General features: G+C 69.0%; 18 protein-coding genes. 9 read left to right on the top strand and 9 right to left on the bottom strand.

What is annotated here, in order from left to right:
* Positions 1 to 329: 329 nt before the first annotated feature.
* Positions 330 to 971: a DNA-3-methyladenine glycosylase gene (locus ACFWP7_RS41245; protein WP_384393314.1), complete on the bottom strand. Its 642-nt coding sequence runs from the start codon at positions 969 to 971 to the stop codon at positions 330 to 332.
* A 174-nt stretch (positions 972 to 1,145) separates the two neighbouring features.
* On the opposite strand from ACFWP7_RS41245, the gene ACFWP7_RS41240 reads away from it, so the two are divergent.
* The 3 genes from ACFWP7_RS41240 (at position 1,146) to ACFWP7_RS41230 (ending at position 3,161) form a co-directional block, all read left to right on the top strand.
* On the top strand, positions 1,146 to 1,928 hold the full coding sequence (locus ACFWP7_RS41240) for a sporulation protein (RefSeq protein WP_384393312.1): 783 nt from the start codon (positions 1,146 to 1,148) through the stop codon (positions 1,926 to 1,928).
* 41 nt (positions 1,929 to 1,969) lie between these two features.
* Positions 1,970 to 2,509 carry a YbhB/YbcL family Raf kinase inhibitor-like protein gene (locus tag ACFWP7_RS41235; protein WP_384393309.1) on the top strand — a complete coding sequence of 180 codons (540 nt, stop codon included), beginning with the start codon at positions 1,970 to 1,972 and terminating at the stop codon, positions 2,507 to 2,509.
* A gap of 145 nt (positions 2,510 to 2,654) precedes the next feature.
* The gene (locus tag ACFWP7_RS41230) at positions 2,655 to 3,161 is read left to right on the top strand and encodes an HNH endonuclease (protein WP_384393306.1); all 507 of its coding nucleotides are present in this window, start codon (positions 2,655 to 2,657) and stop codon (positions 3,159 to 3,161) included.
* Between the two features lie 67 nt (positions 3,162 to 3,228).
* Here the strand turns inward: ACFWP7_RS41230 and ACFWP7_RS41225 are convergent, their stop codons facing one another.
* The 3 genes from ACFWP7_RS41225 to ACFWP7_RS41215 all read right to left on the bottom strand — a co-directional run bounded on the left by ACFWP7_RS41225 (position 3,229) and on the right by ACFWP7_RS41215 (position 5,625).
* A complete protein-coding gene (locus tag ACFWP7_RS41225; protein WP_384393303.1) occupies positions 3,229 to 4,176 on the bottom strand; it encodes an SPFH domain-containing protein in 948 nt (315 codons plus the stop codon).
* Positions 4,177 to 4,306: 130 nt separating this feature from the next.
* Complete coding sequence (locus tag ACFWP7_RS41220) at positions 4,307 to 4,741, bottom strand: NfeD family protein (RefSeq protein WP_384393300.1); 435 nt, start codon at positions 4,739 to 4,741, stop codon at positions 4,307 to 4,309.
* Positions 4,742 to 4,833: 92 nt separating this feature from the next.
* Positions 4,834 to 5,625, bottom strand: coding sequence for an ABC transporter ATP-binding protein (locus ACFWP7_RS41215; protein WP_384393297.1), 792 nt, complete (start codon positions 5,623 to 5,625; stop codon positions 4,834 to 4,836).
* Positions 5,626 to 5,746: 121 nt separating this feature from the next.
* Between ACFWP7_RS41215 and ACFWP7_RS41210 the strand changes: the two genes are divergently transcribed.
* Entirely contained in the window at positions 5,747 to 6,535 is a 789-nt protein-coding gene (locus ACFWP7_RS41210) for a hypothetical protein (RefSeq protein ID WP_384393295.1), read from the top strand.
* A 185-nt stretch (positions 6,536 to 6,720) separates the two neighbouring features.
* On the opposite strand, the gene ACFWP7_RS41205 is transcribed toward ACFWP7_RS41210, so the two are convergent.
* The 4 genes from ACFWP7_RS41205 to ACFWP7_RS41190 form a co-directional block, all read right to left on the bottom strand.
* The gene (locus tag ACFWP7_RS41205) at positions 6,721 to 6,960 is read right to left on the bottom strand and encodes a chaplin (RefSeq protein WP_384393292.1); all 240 of its coding nucleotides are present in this window, start codon (positions 6,958 to 6,960) and stop codon (positions 6,721 to 6,723) included.
* A 196-nt stretch (positions 6,961 to 7,156) separates the two neighbouring features.
* Positions 7,157 to 7,405 (bottom strand): chaplin ChpE, encoded by a 249-nt coding sequence (chpE, locus tag ACFWP7_RS41200; protein WP_384393289.1) that lies wholly within the window; start codon positions 7,403 to 7,405, stop codon positions 7,157 to 7,159.
* 144 nt (positions 7,406 to 7,549) lie between these two features.
* The gene (locus ACFWP7_RS41195; RefSeq protein WP_384393286.1) at positions 7,550 to 8,191 is read right to left on the bottom strand and encodes a response regulator; all 642 of its coding nucleotides are present in this window, start codon (positions 8,189 to 8,191) and stop codon (positions 7,550 to 7,552) included.
* Positions 8,184 to 9,362 carry a GAF domain-containing sensor histidine kinase gene (locus ACFWP7_RS41190; protein ID WP_384393284.1) on the bottom strand — a complete coding sequence of 393 codons (1,179 nt, stop codon included), beginning with the start codon at positions 9,360 to 9,362 and terminating at the stop codon, positions 8,184 to 8,186. Before ACFWP7_RS41190 ends, ACFWP7_RS41195 begins: the two co-directional genes overlap by 8 nt.
* 189 nt (positions 9,363 to 9,551) lie before the next feature.
* Here ACFWP7_RS41190 and ACFWP7_RS41185 point away from each other — a divergent pair, with 189 nt between their 5' ends.
* From ACFWP7_RS41185 to ACFWP7_RS41175, 3 genes are all read left to right on the top strand, one after another.
* The gene (locus tag ACFWP7_RS41185) at positions 9,552 to 10,247 is read left to right on the top strand and encodes an SDR family NAD(P)-dependent oxidoreductase (RefSeq protein ID WP_384393281.1); all 696 of its coding nucleotides are present in this window, start codon (positions 9,552 to 9,554) and stop codon (positions 10,245 to 10,247) included.
* Positions 10,244 to 11,314, top strand: coding sequence for an S-adenosylmethionine:tRNA ribosyltransferase-isomerase (locus ACFWP7_RS41180; protein WP_384393277.1), 1,071 nt, complete (start codon positions 10,244 to 10,246; stop codon positions 11,312 to 11,314). The genes ACFWP7_RS41185 and ACFWP7_RS41180 overlap by 4 nt, the downstream gene beginning before the upstream one ends.
* A 306-nt stretch (positions 11,315 to 11,620) precedes the next feature.
* Complete coding sequence (locus ACFWP7_RS41175) at positions 11,621 to 12,376, top strand: transglycosylase SLT domain-containing protein (RefSeq protein ID WP_384393274.1); 756 nt, start codon at positions 11,621 to 11,623, stop codon at positions 12,374 to 12,376.
* Between the two features lie 81 nt (positions 12,377 to 12,457).
* Here ACFWP7_RS41175 and ACFWP7_RS41170 read toward each other — a convergent pair whose 3' ends face one another.
* A complete protein-coding gene (locus ACFWP7_RS41170) occupies positions 12,458 to 14,950 on the bottom strand; it encodes an FHA domain-containing protein (protein WP_384393271.1) in 2,493 nt (830 codons plus the stop codon).
* Positions 14,951 to 15,190: 240 nt separating this feature from the next.
* Between ACFWP7_RS41170 and ACFWP7_RS41165 the strand changes: the two genes are divergently transcribed.
* Together ACFWP7_RS41165 and serB are read left to right on the top strand one after the other, a co-directional pair.
* Positions 15,191 to 16,993 carry a streptophobe family protein gene (locus tag ACFWP7_RS41165; RefSeq protein WP_384393316.1) on the top strand — a complete coding sequence of 601 codons (1,803 nt, stop codon included), beginning with the start codon at positions 15,191 to 15,193 and terminating at the stop codon, positions 16,991 to 16,993.
* A 170-nt stretch (positions 16,994 to 17,163) separates the two neighbouring features.
* Complete coding sequence (gene serB / locus ACFWP7_RS41160; RefSeq protein ID WP_384393268.1) at positions 17,164 to 18,375, top strand: phosphoserine phosphatase SerB; 1,212 nt, start codon at positions 17,164 to 17,166, stop codon at positions 18,373 to 18,375.
* Positions 18,376 to 18,523 lie beyond the last annotated feature (148 nt).

Genomic DNA, 18,523 nt, shown 5'->3' with positions numbered 1-18,523 from the left:
ACTCTCTCAGGCTTTCCTCCGGGCGCTTCCCTTCGGTCTTGCGTTTCCGACTCTACCAGACCCTTTCGGACCCGATTCCCAGTCAATGGGATTCGTCTCAAGCCTTTGAATGCTTTTGCTTCGCGGCTTTTCGACATTCACTACGTTAGCCGATTCCCTCCGCAACTCATAATCGAGTTCCGCGAGTTCGAATTACGGCATACAGGCACGCCGAATTCGCCCCCGCCGGGGGGAGTCGTAGGTAGTGGGTTGGCCGCTCTCGGCTGCTGGCTGAACGCCGTAACCGGTTCAAGCGGCTCGGACTACATTACGGACCCCCCAGGGGCGAGTCAAGTTCGGGGACGCCTGGGCACATGGGCCCGATATGGGCTCACCGTCGGGTCGTTGGCGATCCAGAAACGCCACGGGTGAACGCCCCCGTCGCCGGCCACGCCCGTGCGGGGACCGCTGCGTACCTGGTCGGAGTGGACGGGTGCGCCCGTGAGGAGGGTCAGCGGACCGCCCCCGGGGGCACAGGCGTCGGTGCCGTCGAGGGCGCGGTCCACGTCCAGGGCCGTGGCCAGCCGGGCGGGCCCTTTGGCCAGTTCCTTGTCATTTCGGGCCGAGAGTCGACGTTTGCGGGTGAGTTCGGCGCCCTCGGTGACCTCGCCGGCACGGAGCAGGACCGCGCAGGGCATGCCCTTGGGGCCGCACACCAGGTTCATGCAGTGCCACATGCCATAGGTGAAGTAGACGTACACATGTCCGGGCGGCCCGAACATCACGTCGTTGCGGGGTGTGCGGCCGCGATAGGCGTGGGAGCCGGGGTCGTTCGGGCCGTCGTACGCCTCGACCTCTGTGAGGCGGAGCTCGATCGGACCGTCCGGCGTGCTGCGTACCAGGATGCGCCCCAGGAGGTCGGGGGCCACGTCCAGTACAGGTCGGTCGAAGAACTCGCGTGTGAGGGGCGTACGGTCAGGGGCCGTGATCATGGCGTACGAGCGTAGCCCAGACGGGTGCGTGTCGGCGGGGTGGTCAGGGGGCGTCTCCCTTGGAAGGGTGAGGACGCGGAACCGGCGACGGTCGGATTGCGTTTGTAGGGATCAAGGAATCCAGACAGACAGCAGACACAGGACAGAACAGGCGTTGCCTGGGGAGGAAGTGACATGGGGTTCAAGCGGCTGCTTGCGAGCCTGGGGGCCGGTGGGGCTTCGGTCGAGACGGTGTTGACCGAGATCAACACCGTTCCGGGCGGCGTCGTCCAGGGGGAGGTGCGGATCCAGGGCGGGTCCGTGAACCAGGCGATCGAGGGTCTGTCGGTCGGTCTGCAGGCCAAGGTCGAGGTCGAGGGCCAGGACCAGGAGTACAAGCAGGACGTCGAGTTCACCAAGCTGCGGCTCGGTGGGGCCTTCGAACTGCAGGCCAACGGTGTGCACGCGGTTCCGTTCGGCCTCGAGATCCCGTGGGAGACGCCGATCACGACGATCGACGGTCAGCCGCTGCGGGGGATGAACATCGGGGTGACCACGGAGCTGCAGATCGCGCGCGCCATTGACTCCAGCGACCTTGACCCGATCAGCGTGCACCCGCTGCCGGCGCAGCAGGCGCTCCTGAACGCGTTCATCCAGCTGGGCTTCCGTTTCAAGAACGCGGATCTGGAGCGCGGTCACATCCGGGGTACGCGGCAGAAACTGCCCTTCTACCAGGAGATCGAGTTCTTCCCGCCGTCGCAGTACCGCGGGCTGAACCAGGTGGAGCTGAGCTTCGTCGCGGACGATCGCGAGATGGACGTCATCCTGGAGATGGACAAGAAGCCGGGCCTCTTCAGTGAGGGCAGCGACTCGTTCCGTTCCTTCCAGGTGGGGCTGCACGACTACCAGGGCACGGACTGGGCCGCGTACCTCAACCAGTGGCTGTCGGAGGTCGGCAGCAAGCGCAGCTGGTTCTAGGCTCGGCCGGGAACCGTCACCACCGATCAGGAGGTACCGAGGTGACCGAGCTCAAGCGGCCGCCGCTCCCCCATGACTTCCATCCGCCCGTGCCGTCCTTCACGGTCACGAGCGATGATGTCGAGCAGGGTGCGACACTCAAGGACGCTCAGGTCTACGCGGCGGGGAACACCTCGCCGCAGCTGCGCTGGGAGGGCTTCCCGCCGGAGACCAAGAGCTTCGCCGTGACCTGCTACGACCCGGACGCCCCCACGGGCAGCGGGTTCTGGCACTGGTCCGTCTTCGATATTCCGGCCTCGGTCACCGAGCTGTCGGAGGGTGCGGGCACCGGCAAGTTCGAGGGGCTGCCCAAAGGCGCGGTCCAGGTGCGCAACGACTACGGGTCCAGGGACTTCGGGGGCGCCGCGCCGCCGCCCGGGGATCCGGCGCACCGGTACGTCTTCACGGTGTACGCCGTGGATCAGGAGAAACTCGGTCCTGACGCGGATGCGTCGCCCGCGGTCGTGGGCTTCAATCTGCGGTTCCACACCCTGGCACGGGCCCAGCTGATCGCTGAGTACGCGGCAGGCGCGGACAGCTGAGGGTTCACGGAACGTTTGCCCGTCTCTGGTCTTGGAAGTGATCAGAGGCGGGCATTTTTTATTGCGTTGTCCATCTCGGCGTGCCCGGCCAGAGTTGATCCAAGCCCGCCACGGAGTGGGCTTGTGCGCAGAGGAGGTGGGCTGGATGCGGGACACGCTGGTGCTGAATGCGAGCTTTGAGCCGCTGTCGACGGTGACGTTGAACCGCGCCGTCGTTCTGGTGCTGCAGGACAAGGCTGTCGTGGAGCAGGCCCACCCCGAACTGCGTATGCGCGGAGCCGCGCTCGACATACCCGTGCCGCGGGTGATCAGGCTCTGCCGCTATGTCCGGGTGCCGTTCCGAAGACAAGCTCCGTGGTCGAGGCGCGGTGTGCTGATCCGCGACCGGCACAGGTGCGCGTACTGCGGCAGGCGGGCGACGACCGTGGACCACGTGGTGCCGAGGGCGCAGGGCGGTCAGGACTCCTGGCTGAACACGGTCGCCTCGTGCGCCGAGGACAATCACCGCAAAGCTGCCCGTACGCCGGACCAGGCGGGTATGCCGCTGCTCCGGCAGCCGTTCGAGCCGACGCCCGCGGACGCGATGCTGCTGGCGCTGGGCCGGGACGACTTCGCCTCGCTGCCTCAGTGGCTGATACAGCCGGCCGCGTAGGTCGTCGTACGTGACTGGGGCCCGCCTTCATCGGAAGGTGGGCCCCAGTCACGTACACGCGCGTTCGTCAGTCGGTGACGGACGGCTTCTCGCGGCGCTCGGTGCCTCCGCCGCCCGAATTGCCGCCCGAATTGCCGCCCATCGGACCCATGTTGCCCATGGCGCCGCTCAGGCCCTTGAGCGCGTCACCGATCTCGCTCGGCACGATCCAGAGCTTGTTGGCGTCGCCCTCGGCGATCTTCGGGAGCATCTGGAGGTACTGGTAGGCGAGGAGCTTCTCGTCCGCGTCTCCGGCGTGGATGGACTCGAAGACCGTGCGGATGGCCTGAGCCTCGCCCTCGGCGCGCAGAGCGGCGGCCTTGGCATCACCTTCGGCGCGCAGGATCGAGGACTGCTTCTCACCTTCGGCGGTGAGGATCGCGGACTGCCGGATACCTTCGGCGGTGAGGATCGCGGCGCGCTTGTCGCGGTCGGCGCGCATCTGCTTCTCCATCGAGTCCTGGATGGAGGTGGGCGGCTCGATCGCCTTGAGCTCGACGCGGTTGACGCGGATGCCCCACTTGCCGGTTGCCTCGTCGAGGACGCCGCGCAGCGCCGCGTTGATCTCCTCGCGGGAGGTGAGGGTCCGCTCCAGGTCCATGCCACCGATGATGTTGCGCAGGGTGGTGACGGTGAGCTGCTCGATCGCCTGTATGTAGCTGGCGACCTCGTACGTAGCGGCGCGGGCGTCGGTCACCTGGTAGTAGATGACGGTGTCGATGTTGACGACCAGGTTGTCCTGGGTGATCACCGGCTGCGGCGGGAACGGTACGACCTGTTCGCGCAGGTCGATGCGGTTACGGATGGAGTCGATGAACGGGACGACGATGTTCAGTCCGGCGTTCAGTGTCCGCGTGTAGCGGCCGAAGCGCTCGACGATGGCTGCGCTTGCCTGTGGGATCACCTGGATGGTCTTGATCAGGGCGATGAAGACCAACACCACCAGAATGATCAGGACGATGATGATCGGTTCCATCGTTGCTCCCCGTACCCTTCTCCGCTCGGTAATTCCTGAAGATCTTATGGTTGTTGAAGATCTTGCTGGACGAGTGTGACAGACAGTTGTCTGTGCTGTGGGGCGTTCGGTTCAGTTGTGTCGTGCGAGGTCACATGACGATCGCCGTGGCGCCCTCGATATCCACGACCACCACTTCCTGCTCCGCCTCGTAGGCCTGTCCGGAGTCGAGGGAGCGGGCCGACCAGATCTCCCCGGCGAGCTTGATCCGGCCGCCGCCCGAGCCGTCGACCCGCTCAAGGACCACCGCCTGCTTGCCCTTCAACGCCTCTATGCCCGTCGCAAGTTGGGGCTGCTGTGTGCGGTGCCGGGTCGCGATGGGGCGTACGACGGCGAGCAGCGCGACCGATACGGCGACGAAGACGACGACTTGGAGTACGACACCGCCTCCGAGGCCCGCTGTGACGGACCCGGCGACGGCGCCCACCGCGAACATCCCGAACTCGGGCATCGCGGTCACGACGAGCGGAATGCCGAGCCCTGCGGCGGCGATCAGCCACCACACCCATGCGTTGATGTCGTCCACATGGTCATGGTAGGTCCGCGGGTCCTGCCGCGGACAGGGCGCCGATCAGGTTGGAACAGGCCTTTTACCGGGGGCTTCCCAGGTTTGCGCGATCAGGACATGGGCAGGCCCTGCGCGGTCCAGCGCTCGCCGAGCTGCTCGACGACGAGCGGGAGGCCGAAGCAGAGGGAGAGGTTGCGCGAGGTGAGTTCGAGCTCCAGGGGGCCGGCGGCAAGTACCTTGCCCTGACGGATCATCAGGACGTGGGTGAAGCCCGGGGCGATCTCCTCGACGTGGTGCGTGACCATGATCATGGAGGGGGCGATCGGGTCACGGGCGAGGCGGCCGAGACGGCGTACGAGGTCCTCGCGCCCGCCGAGGTCGAGGCCCGCGGCGGGCTCGTCCAGGAGCAGCAGCTCGGGGTCGGTCATCAGGGCGCGGGCGATGAGGGTGCGCTTGCGCTCGCCCTCGGAGAGCGTGCCGAACCTGCGGTCCAGGTAGTCGCTCATGCCGAGGCGGTCGAGGAAGGCGCGGGCGCGCTGCTCGTCGATGTCCTCGTAGTCCTCGTGCCAGCCGGCGGTCATGCCGTACGCGGCCGTGAGCACGGTCTGCAGGACGGTCTGGCGCTTGGGGAGTTTCTCGGCCATGGCGATACCGGCCACGCCGATGCGCGGGCGCAGCTCGAAGACGTCGACCTTGCCGAGGGTCTCGCCGAGGATGGTCGCGGTGCCCTGGCTGGGGAAGAGGTAGCTGGAGGCGAGGTTCAGGAGGGTCGTTTTTCCGGCGCCGTTCGGGCCGAGGATGACCCAGCGCTCGCCCTCCTTGACCGACCAGGAGACCTGATCCACCAGAGCCCGGCCCTCGCGGACCACGGATACGTCCTCCAGCTCCAGTACATCGCTCATGAGCGCGTTGTCTCCCATTGCAGTCTCGGCCGTCGCTTACGTCTGTGGACGCAGCCCCCAGGGAAAACCTACGCCACCGGTCGGCCGCTCCATTCCATCGGCCGGTCCTTAGGGTGGAGGCATGCTCTCGGAACCACGCTCAGGACGACTGGCCGCATGGGGAAACGCCCTTTTGGCCGGACTTGTTTCGCCGGATGACGCGGTCCTCGCCATCGTCGGGGAGGACGCGGTGCACCGGGTCGAGGGGCTGCCGGGCGAGGTGGGGCCCGTCGGTCTCACGCTCGCGATCGGCCGGCTGCGCGCGCTCGGGGTGACCGGGCTGCGGGTCGCGCTGCCCGCGCCGGGGCACCCGCTCGGGCTCAGCGGACCGCCGGACTTCAACGCACGCGCCCTCGACGCCGAGGAGGCCGTCGTCTGCCACGGGGTGACGCTCGGGTTCGTCCCCGAGGTGTACGAGGCCGGGCCCGACGGCGATGTGCACGTCGAGGTCGTCTGGCACTGCCTCCCCGTTCGGGAGGCGCCGCCGGCCGATGTGCCGTCCCTCGGGGAGGCCGAGCGGGAGCTGGCGGAGGCGTTGCGGGATGCGACGGAGCTGTTGTCGCGGCTGGATGTGGCGGGGTCGGGGCCGGTTGCCGAGGCGGCGGTCGGGGCGTACCGGGCTCGGGCGGAGCGAGGGCGGGAGGTGCTTGCTCCGGGGTACCCGCCGCGTGCGGTACGGGTGTTGGAGCTTGCCCAGCGGGTGGGCCTGCTGATTTCCGTCGCGCAGGAGAACGGGCATGGCGGGGCGGTGAGTGCGTCGGAGATGGCGGCTCGGGCGGAGGCGTTGCGGCCGGTGGAGCGGACGGGGCGGCGGGCGCAGGTGGCTGCGTACAACGCGTTTGTGGAGGAGCGGGAGCGGGGGGTTCGCTGACAGTGGCGGGCCCGGCAGGGTTTTCGCCCCCTCCGCCCCTACCCGTCCCTTGTTCCTGGGCTGCCGCCCCCCGATCCCCGCTGTCGCGCTGAACGCACTCGTCCTCGAACGACGGACAGGCTGAAAGCGACAAGAGCCCCGCCGACCACTCTCGGTCGCGGGGCTCTTCCCTGATGGGGCGGACGTCAGTCGTTCACGCCCGTGTTGCCGAACGCCGGGTTCAGCAGGCCGATGACGTTCACGCTGTTGCCGACCGCGTTCACGGGGATGTGGATCGGGGCCTGGACGGCGTTGCCCGAGACGACGCCCGGCGACTTCACGGCCGCGGCCTCGGCACCCGAGTCGGCGACAGCGGCACCGGCGGAGGCGCCGGCGGCGATACCGGCAACGGTGAGGGCCACGGCGGCCTTCTTGGTGATGTTCATGAGAAGCGTTCCTCCTGCGTTTGCGGATCCGACCCGGCCGCGGGTCGTACGTTGACCAACGCCGGAAACGCCCCTTATGGCACGGGGGACTTCACTGAACTGCCCATTCGGTCCATTGAGCCGACGAGCGGACAACCTGACCGGCCTCCCGGGGGCACCCGGGAGGCCGGTGGTCATGATCGGTCCGGTACGGACCTCAGCGGTTGAGGCCGAGGTTGCCGAAGGCCGGGTTGAGAACGCCGATGACGTTCACGCTGTTGCCGACCGCGTTCACCGGGATGTGGATCGGGGCCTGGACGGCGTTGCCCGAGATGACGCCCGGCGAGCCCACGGCCTTGCCGTCCGCGTGCGAGCCACCGTCCGTGGCGGAGGCGAAACCGGCACCGGCGGCAACGAGGCCACCCGCCACCATCGTGACAGCGGCGGCCTTCTTCAGGTTCTTCACTTCTAAGCCCTCCTAGCGATCACTGCGGCAAGTCCCGCAGCACGCACTGGAGAACGGCCGAGATCCACAGAGGTTGCGCCATCTGGGGGACATACACACGACGGTATGAATCTCAGCCCGGAACGGAACCCTCCGAATTGCCGGTCACCCGGCCGCACCGTTCCGTACGGCCCACAGCGCGGCCTGGGTGCGGTCGGCGAGGTCGAGTTTCATCAGGATGTTCGAGACGTGCGTCTTGACGGTCTTCTCGGAGAGGACGAGCGCGCGGGCGATCTCGCGGTTGGAGCGGCCGTCCGCGATCAGGCCGAGCACCTCGCGCTCCCGCTCGGTGAGTGAACCGCCTCTCCCCTGGCCCGAGTTGACAGCCTCCTGCGACAGCAGGACGCCTGCCACCTCGGGCTGGAGCAGGATGTGCCCGGCGTGCACGGAGCGGATGGCGCCGGCGAGCGCGTCGGGGTCGACGTCCTTGTACACATACCCGGCGGCGCCCGCGCGCAGGGCCGGGACGACCGTGCGCTTCTCGGTGAAGCTGGTGACGATCAACACCCGAGCGGGGTTGGTGAGTTCACGGAGCTTGCGCAGCGCGTCGATACCGTCCATGCCCGGCATCCTGACGTCCATCAGGACGACGTCGGGCTTCAACTCCTCGGCGCGGGCAACTCCTTCGGCGCCGTCGGAGGCCTCTCCCACCACCTCGATGTCGTCCTGAATCTCCAGAAAGGTGCGCAGGCCCCGGCGGACCACTTGGTGGTCGTCGACGAGCAGCACCTTGATTGCGTCAGCCACCAGGAACCTCCATCTCGATCGTGGTGCCCTTGCCGGGCGCCGATTTCACGGTGAGCGTGCCGCCGACCCCGCTCGACCGGTCACGCATGGACACCAGGCCCAGGTGGCGTCCCGCACTGCGTATCGCGGTCGGCTCGAAGCCGCTGCCGTCGTCGGTGACGCGCAGGACGGCGCCCTGTCCGTCCCGCTCAAGGGTGACGTCCACCTGAGCCGCGCCGGAGTGCCGCAGCGCGTTGTGCAGGGCTTCCTGGGCGACACGCAGCACGGCCTCCTCCTGGGAGGCGGGCAGCGCTCGTACACCGCAGCTGCTGAAGGTCACGCGCGCGGAGTGGGCGCGGTCGAGGACCTGGATGTGGGTGCGCAGGGTGGCGACCAGTCCGTCCTCGTCCAGGGCGGCCGGGCGCAACTCGACGACGGCGGCGCGCAGTTCGTCGGCCGCCTCCGCGGCGAGGGCGGCCACCTGCTGGAGTTCGCCCTTGGCGCGCGAGGGGTCGCGGTCGACGAGGGCCGCGGCGGCCTGTGCGGTGAGGCGCAGGGAGAAGAGCTTCTGGCTGACGGCGTCGTGGAGTTCGTGGGCGAGCCGGGAACGCTCCTCGGTGATGGTGAGCTCGCGGCTGCGCTCGTAGAGGCGGGCGTTCGTCAGGGCGATCGCCGCGTGCTGGGCGAGGATCGTCAGGAGTTCCTCGTCGTCCTCAGTGAAGCCGCAACTGCCGTCCCGTTTCGGGCTTTCGGGGTCTGGGGGATGTCCCCCGGAAGGACGCAGCTTGTTGGCGAGGAACAAGGCGCCGATGACCTCGTCCCCGTCGCGGATCGGCAGGCCCAGGAAGTCGGACATGTCGGGGTGGGCGCCGGGCCAGCCCTCGAAGCGGGGATCCTTGCGGACATCGGCGAGACGCTCGGGGCGGGCCTCGTGGAGCATCGCGGCGAGGATGCCGTGCTGGCGCGGGAGCGGGCCGATGGCCTTCCACTGGGCGTCGCTGATGCCGTCGACGACGAACTGGGCGAAGCCTCCGTGGTCGTCCGGGACCCCGAGCGCCGCGTACTGGGCGTCGAGCAGCTCGCGGGCCGAGGCGACGATCGTCTTGAGGACGTCGCGCACCTCGAGGTGCCTGCTCATGGCCAGCAGCGCGGAACTCACCGCGTACAGACCGGACCGGGGGCCTTGGCTCATGACCCCAACGTACCTGCGGGGTGTGACAACCCGTATCCGCCCTGTGGCCGCCGACGCCTAGGTCGGTGGGCCTAGGGCAAAGGGCCCCTGATCTTCGCGACCCCTGCACGAGGCGGCGGGGGTGGCCGGGTTCCTACGTTGAGGACACCGCCGAGGGAAGGCGGTCGAGGACGAGGGGACGTGGGTGGAATGCCGGTAGCGATCATCACGGGGGCTTCGAAGGGGTTGGGGCGGGCTCTCGGCGCGGCCCTGGCCGAGCGCGGCTGGGATCTGGTGCTGGACGCCAGGACGGCGGGGGTGCTGGAGGAGACGGCGGTGGCGCTGTCCGTATACGGGACGCGGGTGGAGGCGCTGCCCGGGGATGTCACGGATGCCGGGCACCGCGCCGAGCTGGTGGCGGCGGCCCGGGAGCTCGGGGGCGTCGACCTTCTGGTGAACAACGCGAGCGCGCTGGGCGCCGAACCGCTCGTACGTCTGGAGGGGCTGTCCCTGGACGGCCTGCGGCGGGCCCTGGAGGTCAACGTGGTCGCCGCGCTGGGCCTCATCCAGGAGGCGCTGCCGCTGCTGCGGGCCGCGCGGGAGGGCTCCGTCATCGACATCAGCTCGGACGCTGCTGCCGAGGCCTACGAGACATGGGGCGGGTACGGGGCGTCGAAGGCCGCGCTCGATCATCTTTCGGCGGTGCTCGCCGAGGAGGAGCCCGGGCTGCGGGTCTGGGCGGTCGACCCCGGCGACATGGGCACGGACCTGTACGCGGCGGCCGTACCGGACGACGACGATCCGCGGCCGGCGCCGGCCAGTGTCGTTCCGGCCTTTCTGCGGTTGCTGGACCGGCGTCCGGCCAGTGGTCGTTACGGTGCTCCCGCTCTGCTGGAGACGCGATGACGACCACGACGGGGGTTCTCTCGGCGCGGGTGCCGGTAGAGCAGCGGGGGCCGGGGCTGGACCGGGATGCGGTGCGGCTGCTCGTCTCGCGGGGCACCGAGGTCTCGCACCACGAGTTCGTGGAGCTGCCGGGGCAGCTGCGGGCCGGGGACCTGCTCGTCGTCAACACCTCTGCGACGCTGGCCGCCGCCGTCGACGGGAACATCGGGCACGCGCGCGTGGTGGTGCATTTCTCCACGCGCGGTGATGACGGGCGGTGGGCCGTCGAGCTGCGGGATCCCGACGGAAGGGGCACCACGCGTGCGCGTGCAGGCGGTCCGGCAGGAACGCGGGTGCGCCTCCCCGGGGGCGTACGCCTCGTACTGGAGGAGCCGCTGACCGCGCGCAGCCCGCGGCTGTGGTGGGGGCGGGTGTCGGACGCGGACGTCCTTGGGCTGCTGCGGCGGCACGGGCGTCCTATTCGCTACTCCTATACGGAGAGGGACCAGCCGCTGTCGGTCTACCAGACGGTGTTCGCGCTGCCTTCCGGCGACGGCGCGGGCAGTGCGGAGATGCCGAGTGCCGCGCGGCCCTTCACTCCGCGTCTGGTGGCGGAGCTGGTGAGCCGGGGCGTGCAGTTCGCGCCGATCACGCTGCACACCGGGGTGGCGTCGGCCGAGTCGCACGAGCCGCCGTATCCGGAGAGATACGAGGTGCCGGCGGCGTCAGCCCGGCTGATCAACGCGGCGAAGGCGGGGGACGGCCGGGTCGTCGCGGTCGGCACGACGGCCGTACGCGCCGTCGAGTCCGCGGCGGACGCCGACGGGGTGGTCCTGGCGCGGAAGGGCTGGACGGACCTCGTGGTGACCCCGGAGAGGGGCGTGCGAGTCGTCGACGGGCTGCTGACGGGGCTGCACGAGCCGGAGGCCTCGCATCTGCTGATGCTGGAGGCGATCGCGGGAAGGGCTGCCGTGGACCGCAGCTACGACGCGGCGCTGAGCGGGCTCTACCTCTGGCACGAGTTCGGGGACGTGCACCTCATCCTTCCGGAGGGGAACCCTCACTCTGGGCATTGCTCCAGCAACTAATGGTGAGACCGGTGGGTGGCCGGTGTGACCCCGAGCATAGGGCGCACATCACGTACGAAGGGGCATAGGAGATAAAGGGGACCTGTGTGAGCGGGAAAGGCATGACAGTCTGTCCTGTTTTGCCCTTCCTGGGTCCACTATCGGGCTTCGTACGTCACACCTTTGCCACATGTTTTTGCGGCCGCTAAGAATGGCCTCCGTCGCTCAGCACCGCGGGTTCCACCCCGCGGCGTTTGTTCCGGAAAACACTCTGTCCCCACCCGGACCGGGAGCGACCTCCGCGCTATTCGAAGAGGTCCATCAGTCATGCCCAAGAACATCGCCACTCCTGGTCATAGTCCCAAGCTGACCAAGGCCCACAAGCTGTCGATCGCCGGTGTCGCGACCCTCGGTGCCGCCGCCCTGGCGTTCTCGCTGGTGCCGGGCAACGCCGGGACCACCACGAGCGACGCCGCCGTCTCCTCGGCCCACGTCGCCTACAGCGACCAGCAGATCCAGGACGTGAAGGGCAGCGTCACCGACCAGCTGGCCGGCGCCGACCTGAAGACGCAGGACATCGCGGCGAAGCAGAAGGCGGCCGCCGACGCCGCCAAGAAGAAGGCCGCTGACGCCGCGGCCAAGAAGAAGGCTGCCGCCGAGGCCGCCGCCAAGAAGAAGGCCGCGGACGCACGCACGAAGGAGCAGGCCGCGAGCCGCTCCGCCGCGCGCCCTCAGATCGAGACCGTCGCCGTGAAGACGTACGCCAACAACCTCGACGGCTGGATCCGCCAGTCCCTCGACATCATGGCGAAGAACGGCATACCCGGTACGTACAACGGGCTGTACCGCAACATCATGCGGGAGTCGACGGGCAACCCGAACGCCATCAACGGCTGGGACATCAACGCCCAGAACGGCACCCCGTCGATCGGCCTGCTCCAGGTCATCCAGCCGACGTTCAACGCCTACCACGTGGCCGGCACGTCGACGAGCATCTACAACCCGGTCGCCAACATCACGGCCGCCGCCAACTACGCGGCCGACAAGTACGGTTCGATCGACAACGTCAACGGCGCGTACTGAGGCCGGGCGCGGAGCTCTGACACGTACGCCGAAGGGCGGCGCCCCTGCTGGGGAGCCGCCCTTCAGTCGTGCCCGCGGTGCTTACTTGCGCATGACCTCGGGCTCGTGGCGACGCAGGAAGCGGGCCACGAGGAAGCCGCAGACCACGGCGAGCGCGATGAGGGCGACCATGTCGAGGGTCCACGTGGCCATGGTGTGGTCCCACAGCGGGTCCGTGTTGGTCAGGTCGTCCTTGTTCGGGCTGAGCACGTTGAAGTCCAGCGTGGCGCCCGCCGCGGCCACCGCCCAGCGCGACGGCATCAGGTAGGAGAACTGGTTGACGCCGATCGCGCCGTTCAGGGCGAACAGGCAGCCCGTGAACACGACCTGGACGATCGCGAACATGACGAGCAGCGGCATGGTCTTCTCGGCCGTCTTCACCAGCGAGGAGATGACCAGGCCGAACATCATCGAGGCGAAGCCCAGCGCCATGATCGGGATGGTGAGTTCCAGCTTTGTCATGCTGCCGAGGAACAGACCCTCCTTCGGGACCTCACGGGTGGCGAAACCGATGGCTCCGACCAGACCGCCCTGCAGGATGGTGACCACCCCGAGCACGATCACCTTGGACATCAGGTACGCCGAGCGGGACAGGCCGGTCGCGCGCTCCCGCTCGTAGATCACCCGTTCCTTGATGAGCTCTCGGACGGAGTTGGCCGCACCCGCGAAGCAGGCGCCGACAGCGAGGATCAGCAGGACCGTCTGGGCCGTGGCGTTCCCCTGGTTGGCCCCGGACGCATTGAACCGGGGCAACAGGTTGTCGCCCTGGTCGATGAGAATGCTGACCGAGCCGAGAACCAGCGGCAGGATCACCGTCAGCGCCAGGAATCCCTTGTCCGACGCGATCACCGATACATAACGTCTGATCAGCGTGGACAGCTGGGACAGCCAGCCCTGCGGCTTCGGCGGCCGCATCGACTGCGGCGGCGGCATGTGCACCGACTGCGCGGCGACGGCGTCGATGTCCGCCGCGTACATCTGGTAGTGCTGCGAGCCCTTCCAGCGGCCCGCCCAGTCGTAGTCGCGGTAGTTCTCGAAGGAGGAGAAGACGTCGGCCCAGGTCTCGTAGCCGAAGAAGTTGAGGGCCTCCTCGGGCGGACCGAAGTACGCGACCGCACCGCCGGGAGCCATCACCAGGAGCTTGTCGCAGATGGCGAGTTCGGCCACGGAGTGCGTGACGACCAGGACCGTACGGCCGTCGTCGGCGAGGCCGCGCAGGAGCTGCATGACGTCGCGGTCCATGCCCGGGTCGAGGCCGGAGGTCGGCTCGTCCAGGAAGATCAGCGACGGCTTGGTGAGCAGCTCCAGGGCCACGGAGACACGCTTGCGCTGACCTCCGGAGAGAGAGGTGACCTTCTTCTCCTTGTGGATGTCCAGCTTCAGCTCGCGCAGCACCTCGTCTATACGGGCGTTGCGCTCCTGCCCCGTGGTGTCGGCGGGGAATCTGAGCTTGGCCGCGTACTTGAGGGCCTTCTTGACGGTCAGTTCCTTGTGCAGGATGTCGTCCTGCGGGACCAGACCGATGCGCTGGCGCAGCTCGGCGAACTGCTTGTACAGGTTCCGGTTGTCGTAGAGAACATCGCCCTCGTTGGCGGGGCGATAGCCCGTGAGCGCCTTCAGGAGAGTCGACTTGCCGGAGCCCGAGGGGCCGATGACCGCCACGAGCGACTTCTCGGGTACGCCGAAGGAGACGTCCTTGAGGATCTGCTTGCCGCCGTCGACCGTCACCGTCAGGTGGCGGGCCGAGAAGGAGACCTCACCGGTGTCGACGAACTCCTCGAGGCGGTCGCCGACGAGGCGGAACGTCGAGTGGCCGACGCCCACGATGTCGTTCGGGCCGAGCAGCACCGTGCCGCCCTTGGCGATCGGCATACCGTTGACGTAGGTGCCGTTGTGCGAACCGAGGTCGCGGATCTCGAAGCGGCCGTCCGGCGTCGCGTGGAACTCCGCGTGGTTGCGCGAGACCTGCAGGTCCGAGACCACGAGCTCGTTCTCCAGGGCGCGGCCGATACGCATCACGCGGCCGAGCGAGAACTGGTGGAACGTGGTCGGGCTGCGGTCGCCGTAGACCGGTGGCGCCCCCGCGCCCTCACCGGGCCCCTGCTGCGGCGGGATGTTCGCGGCCTGCTGCGGCCGCTGCCAGCCCTGCTCCGGAGCCTGTTGCGGTGGTGCCTGCTGAGCCCAGCCGGGGTTCGCGCCCTGCGCGGCGAACGGCTGCCGCTGCGGCTGTGCGACGGCTGCCGCGGCGCCGGAGAGGTTCAGACGCGGTCCGTCGGTCGCGTTGCCGAGGTGCACGGCCGAGCCGGGGCCGATCTCCATCTGGTGGATCCGCTGCCCCTGCACGAACGTGCCGTTGGTGCTGCCGTGGTCCTCCAGGACCCAGCTACGGCCGTCCCAGCTGATCGTGCCGTGCCGCCAGGACACCCTGGCGTCATCGAGCACGATGTCCCCCTGCGGATCACGTCCGAGGGTGTATGGCCTGGACGCATCGAGCGTCCAGGTCCGTCCGTTCAATTCCAGTACAAGTTCCGGCACTCCATGCCCCACTGAGTTGTCCCCCGAAGTTGCCCCATCACAGGGAGTCTAGGGATGTCGAACATCCTGGGGAACTATTTCAGTTGGAGCCCCCTGACCGAAAGTCGGGCCCGGTGAAGGGTGTGTACGGGCGGGTTGCCCGTTTCCGTTGACGGGGTTGAAACCGGCCCGGAGAGTGGTAATCCCACGCGAGGGGGACATGCGCGGTGGTTCGCCGCGGCGCGGATCGGGGGGCTGATGATGAACATCGAGACCACTGAGTACGGCAGGGGGGTGCCGTGGGGAGACGTACTGCTGTCCGCGGTCGCCGCTGTGAGCTGGGCACTGATCGGAATGGCGGGCACGGCCGCGCTGGGTCTGCATCTGCTCGGCGCGGACGCGGCGGGCTCCCTGGGACCGATGACCGCGGCGGTTGTGGCACTGGGGGCGGGTGGTTCCGTCACCCCGTCCGGTGATGTGTCCGCCTTCGGCCTGAAAGGAGCGGAGGCCACCACAGCCATACAGATCACGCCACTGGGGGTGGGCCTCGTGGGCGCGCTCCTGCTGTCGTGGTTCTTCCTACGCTCCTTGCGCGCAGCGGGAGCTGTGATCGCGCCGTCCGAACTCCTCGCGCGCACGGGCTCGGTGATCGTCCTCTTCGTGGCGATGCTGGGCGGGCTCGCCTGGGCCGGCCACGACATCATCACCATCGACGGAAGCGAACTCGGTCTCGACAAGGTGCCGGGCGCCGACGGCCTTGGCGGCATCACGGACCAACTCCCCGGCGGGCTCGGGGACATCGGGGACATCGGTGGGCTGCTGCCCGGCCAGATCGGCGACCTCGTGGACGCGCAGGCGGCCGTGGGCTTCACCGTCGACACCGTGCCGACGCTGCTCGGCGGCGCCGCCTGGGCTGCCGGGATCCTGCTGATCGCACTGCTCGCCTCCCGTCGTACACCGCTGCCGCGCGGCTGGGACGCCGTGCACCGGGTGGTGCGGCCGACCGCGTCCGCGCTGGTCACGGTATTGCTGGTGGCGGTCCTGGCAGGGTTCGCGGCGGCGGCGTACGCGGCGATCGGCGACGACAACCCCAAGCGGATCGCGGGCGCTGCCCTGCTCGGCGCACCCAACGGCGTCTGGCTCGGCATCCCCGTCGGCCTCCTCGTCCCCGTCGACGGTCAGGCCACGGGCGAACTCGCCAAGCTGCTGCCGGACCCGATGGACGAGCTGCTCAACATCAGCTCCGACCAGCCGATCACCCTGGGCCGTCTCGCCGAACTGGATGGCCGGGTCTGGCTGTTGGGCGTCGCGGCCGCGATGACGATGCTGTTCGCGGGCGTCCTGGCCGCCGCACGTACGCCATTTGTACGGGCACGGGATGCCGCCGTCGCCGGGGGGCCGGGTGGCACAGATGTACGGGGGCAGGGTGCCCTCGGCTTCGCGGGGCGCTGCGCTCTTCGGCTCGGGATCGTGACGGCACTGGCACTGCCGCTGCTGGGGTGGCTGACGGAGGTGTCCGTGGACGCCTCACTGTCGGTGCTCGGCTTCGACGCGTTCGGTGCGGGGATCGAACTCCATGGGCAACCTGGCATGGCGCTGCTGCTCGGCGCCCTGTGGGGTGCGGGCGCGGGCGGGGCCGGCGCGCTGCTGGCGTACGCGAGCGGGGCCGCGGGGCGCCGGGCGGCGCCGCTGGCCCGGGGTGGCGGCACGGCTCCGGTTGCTCAGGGGTCCGCGGAACTCCCCCGGCAGCCGGGACCGTACAGCCCGAGTACGCCACACCGGGCGCCGAACCCCGACACCAATCCGTATCTGCGCCTGCCCGACGAACTGCGCGAGCTCGACGACCGCCGACCCGAGGACAGCCGACCCGAGGACAGCCGGCCTGCCGAGCGGGCGCGGCCGCCCGATGTGTACGGCGCGCCGACGGTGATCGGGCCGTACACACCGCCACCCGTGCCGTCCAGGCGACGGTCGCCGTCGCGGAGCACCCCTCCTCCTCCACCGCCCCCACCCCCGCCCGAGGAGGGGCCGCCGCCACCGGGGAACTCTCGGCGCCGGGACTGACTCCGGACCGGACTCGACCGGCGTGGGGTGCGGGTGGGCTGTTCGCTGCCCGGAGTGAGCCTCACTACCGGGACATGCCCACGCCACGAACCGGACACCCAGTGTTTCCCGTCCGCAGGGCGGACCTCAGGGGCGGAAGGCACGGGGTGCCAGATACGGTGGATACCACCATGAGCGCATCACAGACCTCTGATGTCCCCACCCTTCTCGTCAAGATCTTCGGCAAGGACCGGCCGGGCATCACGGCCGGGCTCTTCGACACTCTCGCCGCCTTCTCCGTCGACGTGGTCGACATCGAGCAGGTCGTCACCCGTGGCCGGATGGTGCTGTGCGCGCTCGTGACCGAGCCGCCCGGCGGGCTCGAAGGTGATCTGCGGGCGACCGTCCACAGCTGGGCGGAGTCGATGAAGATGCAGGCGGAGATCATCTCCGGCCTCGGTGACAACCGGCCGCGCGGACTCGGGCGCTCGCTCGTCACCGTGCTCGGGCACCCGCTCACGGCGGAGTCGACGGCCGCGATCGCCGCGCGGATCACGAAGGCCGGCGGCAACATCGACCGGATCTTCCGGCTCGCCAAGTACCCCGTGACAGCGGTCGAGTTCGCCGTGTCCGGTACGGCCACCGAGACGCTGCGCACCGCTCTGGCACCCGAGGCCGCGGGGCTCGGCGTCGACATCGCGGTGGTCGCGGCCGGGCTGCACCGCAGGGCCCAGCGCCTGGTCGTGATGGATGTGGACTCGACGCTCATCCAGGACGAGGTGATCGAGCTCTTCGCCGCGCATGCCGGGTGCGAGAAGGAGGTCGCCGAGGTGACGGCGGCCGCGATGCGCGGCGAACTGGACTTCGAGCAGTCGCTGCACGCGCGTGTGGCACTGCTGAAGGGGCTGGACGCCTCGGTGGTGAGCAAGGTGCGCAACGAGGTGCGGCTGACGCCGGGCGCGCGCACGCTGATCCGCACGCTGAAGCGGCTCGGCTTCCAAGTCGGCGTCGTCTCCGGCGGGTTCACACAGGTGACCGATGACCTCAAGGAGCGGCTCGGGCTGGACTTCGCGCAGGCCAACACCCTGGAGATCGCCGACGGGAAACTGACCGGCAGGGTCACCGGCGAGATCGTGGACCGTGCGGGCAAGGCGCGGCTGCTGCGCCGGTTCGCCGCCGAGGCGGGTGTGCCGCTCGCCCAGACGGTGGCGATCGGCGACGGCGCCAACGACCTCGACATGCTCAACGCGGCCGGTCTCGGCGTCGCGTTCAACGCCAAGCCGGTCGTACGCGAAGCCGCGCACACCGCCGTGAACTTCCCCTTCCTGGACACCGTTCTCTATCTGCTGGGTATCACGCGCGAAGAGGTCGAGGCGGCGGACATGCATCTGGACGACCACTGAACCCAAGAGTCACCGCGCCCAAGATCTACTGAGCTACTGAGCTACTGAGCTACTGAGCTCAGGATGCTCGCGACGGGGCCCGGCACCGTCACGGGACGCTGTTGGTTAATCCCGGGCCCTGATACTTCGCCCCGTCGTCATGCGGCGG

Source organism: Streptomyces sp. NPDC058470, assembly GCF_042721055.1.
In the GTDB taxonomy this organism is placed as follows: Bacteria; Actinomycetota; Actinomycetes; order Streptomycetales; family Streptomycetaceae; genus Streptomyces.
Note: the sequence above shows the minus strand (reverse complement) of the source record. Positions and strands in the feature narration are given on the sequence as shown.